This window comes from Paracoccus sp. (in: a-proteobacteria) (genome assembly GCF_030536915.1).
Taxonomy (GTDB): domain Bacteria; phylum Pseudomonadota; class Alphaproteobacteria; order Rhodobacterales; family Rhodobacteraceae; genus Paracoccus.
Genome location: NZ_JAUNPC010000072.1, coordinates 1 through 5,398, shown reverse-complemented (window position 1 = coordinate 5,398; position 5,398 = coordinate 1). Strand labels below are relative to the sequence as shown.

Annotated in this window: 5 protein-coding genes and 1 tRNA gene; 3 read left to right on the top strand and 3 right to left on the bottom strand. The window is 68.8% G+C overall.

Annotated features, from left to right (window positions below):
• A partial coding sequence (gene tig / locus Q4F04_RS11700) for a trigger factor (RefSeq protein WP_303370003.1) occupies positions 1-695 on the bottom strand: 695 nt, incomplete at its 3' end.
• A gap of 197 nt (positions 696-892) precedes the next feature.
• On the opposite strand from tig, the gene Q4F04_RS11695 reads away from it, so the two are divergent.
• On the top strand, positions 893-1,735 hold the full coding sequence (locus Q4F04_RS11695) for a glycosyltransferase (RefSeq protein WP_303370002.1): 843 nt from the start codon (positions 893-895) through the stop codon (positions 1,733-1,735).
• Positions 1,736-1,774: 39 nt separating this feature from the next.
• Here Q4F04_RS11695 and Q4F04_RS11690 read toward each other — a convergent pair.
• Both Q4F04_RS11690 and Q4F04_RS11685 read right to left on the bottom strand, forming a co-directional pair.
• Positions 1,775-1,859 (bottom strand) — tRNA-Leu (locus tag Q4F04_RS11690).
• Between the two features lie 65 nt (positions 1,860-1,924).
• Positions 1,925-3,610 (bottom strand): NAD(P)H-hydrate epimerase, encoded by a 1,686-nt coding sequence (locus tag Q4F04_RS11685; protein WP_303370001.1) that lies wholly within the window; start codon positions 3,608-3,610, stop codon positions 1,925-1,927.
• 157 nt (positions 3,611-3,767) lie between these two features.
• Between Q4F04_RS11685 and Q4F04_RS11680 the strand changes: the two genes are divergently transcribed.
• Positions 3,768-4,106: a P-II family nitrogen regulator gene (locus Q4F04_RS11680; protein ID WP_095640750.1), complete on the top strand. Its 339-nt coding sequence runs from the start codon at positions 3,768-3,770 to the stop codon at positions 4,104-4,106.
• Between the two features lie 48 nt (positions 4,107-4,154).
• The coding region (glnA, locus tag Q4F04_RS11675) for a type I glutamate--ammonia ligase (RefSeq protein WP_303370000.1) at positions 4,155-5,398 on the top strand (1,244 nt) is incomplete at its 3' end.

Genomic DNA, 5,398 nt, shown 5'->3' with positions numbered 1-5,398 from the left:
TTGAGATGCGGGGCGCCGTAATCCTCGGGGAAGGTGACGTTGACGTTCACGCTGTCGCCGGCCTTGACGCCGGCCAGCTGGTCCTCGAAGCCGGGGATGAAGGACCCCGAGCCCAGCACCAGCGGATAGCCCTCGGCGCTGCCGCCCTCGAAGGCCTCGCCATCGACCATGCCCTTGAAGTCGATCGTGACCTGGTCGCCCGGCTGCGCGGCCTCGCCCTCGGCGCGGTCCTCGAAATCCTGCGCGTTCTTCGCGAGGTTTTCCAGGGCCTCGGCCACGGCCGAATCCTCGGGCTCGACCGTCAGCCGCTCAAGCTCGACTGCCGACAGGTCCACTTCCGGGATCTCGGGCAGCATCTCGTAGGACACGTTGACGACCACGTCGTCGCCTTCCTTCCAGCCCTCGCCGTCCTGCATCTCGATCTTCGGCTGCATGGCTGGGCGGACGCTGTTTTCCTGCATATGCGCGCTGATCGCGTCATCGATGGATTTCTGCATCGCATCGCCCATGACACGGGGGCCGTAGTTCTTCTTCAGCAGCGCCATCGGCACCTTGCCCTTGCGGAAGCCCTTCATCTCGATCTGGGGCTGCGCCTCGGCCAGCTGGCGATCGACCTCGGCGGCCAGATCGGCGGCGGGCAGCGTGAACTGGTAGCCGCGCTTGAGACCTTCGTTCAGGGTTTCCTTGACCTGCATGGGCATTCCTTTTGTCATGTCGAAGGGGCCGCGACAGCAGCGGCCGTGCAGTTTGTGCGCCCTTCTAGGGACCCCCGGCCGTGCGCGCAAGCGGCAGCGCCATGCCCGGGCGGGCCGGCAAACCGCGTTTGCGCCCCGATCCGCCTTGTGCTTCCGGCCCCGCTGGTCCATCGCAACCCGCACAACCACCGGAAGACATGATGAGGATCGTTGGCCTGTGCCGCTTTTCGCTGGTCGGACGGGGCGACTGGCGGGCCACGCGGCAGATGACCGCAGAGGAGTTCGGGGCAATCGCCTCGGAACGCGCCGCGATGCTTTTCGCCCCCCGCCGGCTGGAGGCGCGGCTCGCCACCTTCGAGCATCTCACCCTTGCCTCGCTCAAGGCGCAGACGGACCCCGACTTCACCTTTGTCGTGCTTGCCTCAAGCCTGATGCCCGAGTTCTACCAGGACCGGCTGGAAGCGGCCTGCGCCGAGGTGCCCCAGGTCGTGCTGCGCTATTTCCCCGTGACCAGCGCGGAGGCCGCCCAGGACGCGACCTTCCGGGAACTCGGCATCCGCTATGGGGACACCCTGCAGTTCCGGCTGGATGACGACGACTGCCTGTGCGCCGATTACGTCGAGGTGATGCGGCAGAACGCGGCGCCCCTGATGGGCGGACCCGAGGTCTTCGCCGCCAGCCTGACCGGGGTGATGTTCTCGGTCCTGAACGGGCCGGGGCCGGTGGTCTATGACTGGCCGGTGGCCTTCTACAGCGCCGGCGCCGCCATGCGCCATCCCCGGCGCAGCATCTTCCGCTTCGGGCATTACGCGCTGCCGCAGAGGTTTCCGCATGTGACATTGCCGCGCGGGATGGCGCTTGTGACGCATGACGGCAGCAACGACACCGGCCTGCCGAACGAGGCTCGCAAGAAGCGCCGCGGCATGACCGTGATGAGCCCCGCCGGCATCAGGGCCGCGCGCGACAGGCATTTCCCGTTCCTGACCGGGGCGGGCATGAGGGTGGCCGGGCTGACACAGGCGATCGATAGGGCCGGCTGAGGCAGCGTTCCCCGGCCGCAGGCCGGGTCAGGGGTGGGATGGTGCGGGTAAAGGGACTCGAACCCCCACGCCTTGCGGCGCCAGAACCTAAATCTGGTGCGTCTACCAGTTCCGCCACACCCGCATCCCCGGCGCGGCGCGCCGGTCGGGGTCTTGTAGCAAAGCCGCCGCCCGTGCGCGAGGGGGAAATCACGGCCCGAGATCGCGGAACACGCCCGGCAACTGGTCGGGCAGGTCATCCGCGATCAGGCCGGGACCGAAGCGCCGCGCGGCAGCGGCGTGCAGCCATGCGCCGGTCGCCGCGGCCTCGAGCGGCGGGAAGCCGCGGGCGAGCAGCCCGGCGATGATGCCCGCGAGCACGTCCCCCGCCCCCGCGGTGGCAAGCCACGGCACGTCGAAGGCCGAATGGATGCGCGCCTGACCATCGGGCGCCGCGATCACCGTGTCGGGACCCTTCAGCAGCACGACCGCGCCCGAGCGGGCGGCGGCCTCGCGCGCGGTGTCGAGCTTGGAATAAAGCGGGCCGCGTCGTTCGGTCAGGGCGTGAAGGGAGACCCGGGACGCCTGTGCAGGCGCGTCCATGTCGTCCTGCACCGTGGCCTCTGCAAGCCCGGGTCCCTGATCCGCACGGCTTCCTCTGACCGGGCGGGGTCCGGCGAGCTTCCCGGCTAGGTCGGGGAACATCCGCGCGAACTCTCCCCCATGCGGCGTCAGCACGCAGGCGGCATGCAGGCCCTCGCCCCCCCGTGCCGCCAGCGCCGTCAGCGCATCGGCATCCAGCACGCAGGGACGGCCCGCCGCAAGCAGCGGGCCCAGCAGCGCCGCCGCGCGATCTACCCCGCAGCCGGGGCCGAGGCACAGCGCACCGATCCGCCGGTCCTGCAGCAGCGCGGCAAGCGCCCCGGCGTCGTCCACCCCGCGCCGCATCAGCGCGTCCGGTGGTCCCGCGTGCTCGATCAGCGCCGCGCCGGGCGGGGCCAGCGTCACCAGCCCCGCCCCCGCCCGCAGGGCCGCGCGGGCCGCCAGCCGGGCCGCGCCGCCCTGACTGACGCCACCGGCAAGGACCAGCGCGTGCCCGTGGGTGAACTTGTGGCCATGGGCCGCGCGGCCCTTGTCCAGCGCGGCCCATGGCCTGCCGTCACGACGCGCATCGGGGATGTCGAAGGCAGGGGCAACCGCGACCAGCCGCGCCGGGCGCAGCCCGCCTCCCTCGCGCAGTCCGGTCAGTCCGATGTCGGCGATCACCAGTTCGCCGCAGCAGGCGGGGCCGCGTTCCAGCAGGTGTCCGGGCTTGGGGCTGTCGAAAGCGACCGTCAGCCGGGCATGCAGGTCGGTTTCCCGCGGCTGGCGCGGCGCCCCGAGGAACGCCCCGCTGTCGAGGCAGAGGCCGCTGGGGCAGTCCACCGCCACCAGCCTTTCGCGAAAGGACGCATCGCCGCCCAGATGGGCGAGGATGGCGGCGATCCCGCCCTCGGGCGCGCGGGTCAGGCCGGTGCCGAAGATGGCATCGACGCAAAGCCCGCCCGCCCCGCGCTGCAACTCGTCCACCGTCAGCGGCAGGATCGCGCCCATGGCCGCCCAGCGCCGCTTCATCTCGGCCGCGTCCGGGCCGGGGCTGTTGTCCAGCCCCAAGACCCGCAGCCGCCACCCCGCCTGCGCCAGCAGCCGCGCCACCACATAGCCGTCGCCGCCGTTGTTCCCCGGCCCGCACAGCACCACCGCATGCCCCGGCCGGGGCCAGCGCAGCCGGATCGCGCCGGCGACCGCCGCCCCTGCCCGTTCCATCAGCTCCAGTCCCGTGACCGCGCCGCGGGACATGGCCGCGGCTTCAAGGGCGCGCATCTCGGCCGTGGTGAGGACTTGGGTCCAGCCCATCCTCGGGCTGCATCTTTTTTCGGCAGGTTGCCTGTTCATCGGGCACTCTCGCGAAGGCTGCGGTTCGGGGCGGTGTCAAACCATACCGCCGCATTTACCCCGTCCATCAAACCCTTCACCAACAGCCCAAGGCAAGCCGGACGAGGAGTGCAGGGCGATGAAGAAGGTCGAAGCCATCATCAAGCCGTTCAAGCTGGATGACGTGAAAGAAGCGCTGCAGGACGCGGGCGTCCAAGGCCTGTCCGTCACCGAGGTCAAGGGCTTCGGCCGCCAGAAGGGCCATACGGAACTTTACCGCGGCGCCGAATATGTCGTCGATTTCCTGCCCAAGGTGAAGATCGAGATGGTGCTGCCCGACGATCTGGTCGAGGCCGCGATCGAGGCGATCATCGGCGCTGCCCGCACCGACAAGATCGGCGACGGCAAGATCTTCGTTTCCCCCGTCGAGCAGGCGATCCGCATCCGCACCGGCGAGACCGGCGACGACGCCGTCTGAGCCGAACCCATACCCACGAACCCGCAACCACGCGGCAAGGAGAAGTTCATGGCCACGAAAACGGTCGCCGAGGTCCTCGACCTCATGAAATCGGAAGAGGTCGCCTATGTGGACGTCCGCTTCACCGACCCCAAGGGCAAGCTGCAGCACGTCACCCTGGACGTGGACCTGATCGACGAGGACTGGTTCGAGGAAGGCTTCATGTTCGACGGCTCGTCCATCGCCGGGTGGAAGTCGATCGACCAGTCGGACATGAAGCTGATGGCCGATCCCGCCTCGGCCTATATCGATCCCTTCTATGCCGAAAAGACGCTGTGCCTGCATTGCAACGTGGCGGAACCCGACACCGGCGAGCCCTATGACCGCGACCCCCGCAGCACCGCGGTCAAGGCCGAGGCCTATCTGAAATCGACCGGCATCGGCGACGCCTTCTATTGCGGACCCGAGGCCGAGTTCTTCCTCTTCGACGACGTGCGCTATGCGGTCACGCCGCAGAAGGTCAGCTTCCAGATCGATTCCCACGCGGCGGCCTGGAACACCGACACCGAATACGACACCGGCAACCAGGCCCACCGCGCGCCCTTCAAGGGCGGCTATTTCCCGGTGAACCCCATCGACGAGGGGCAGGACATCCGGTCCGAGATGCTGTCCACGATGAAGCGGATGGGGATCAGGGTGGACAAGCACCACCACGAGGTTGCCACCGGCCAGCACGAGTTGGGGATGATCTTCGGCGGGCTGGTGGAACAGGCCGACAACATCCAGAAATACAAATACGTGATCCACAACGTGGCCCATGCCTATGGCAAGACCGTGACCTTCATGCCCAAGCCCATGAAGGGCGACAACGGGTCGGGCATGCACGTCAACATGTCGATCTGGAAGGACGGCAAGCCGCTTTTCGCCGGCGACCGCTATGCGGATCTCTCGCAGGAAGCCCTGTGGTTCATCGGCGGCATCCTGAAGCACGCGAAAGCCCTAAACGCGATCACCAACCCCTCGACCAACAGCTACAAGCGGCTGATCCCCGGCTTCGAGGCCCCGGTGCTGCGCGCCTATTCCGCGCGCAACCGCTCGGGCGCGGTCCGCATCCCGTGGACCGAATCGCCGAAGGCCAAGCGCGTCGAGGCCCGCTTTCCCGACCCGTCGGCCAACCCCTACCTGTGCTTCGCGGCGCTGCTGATGGCGGGGCTGGACGGCATCCGGGGCAAGATCGACCCCGGCCCGGCCTCGGACAAGGACCTCTATGACCTGCCGCCCGAGGAACTGGCCGAGATCCCGACCGTCTGCGG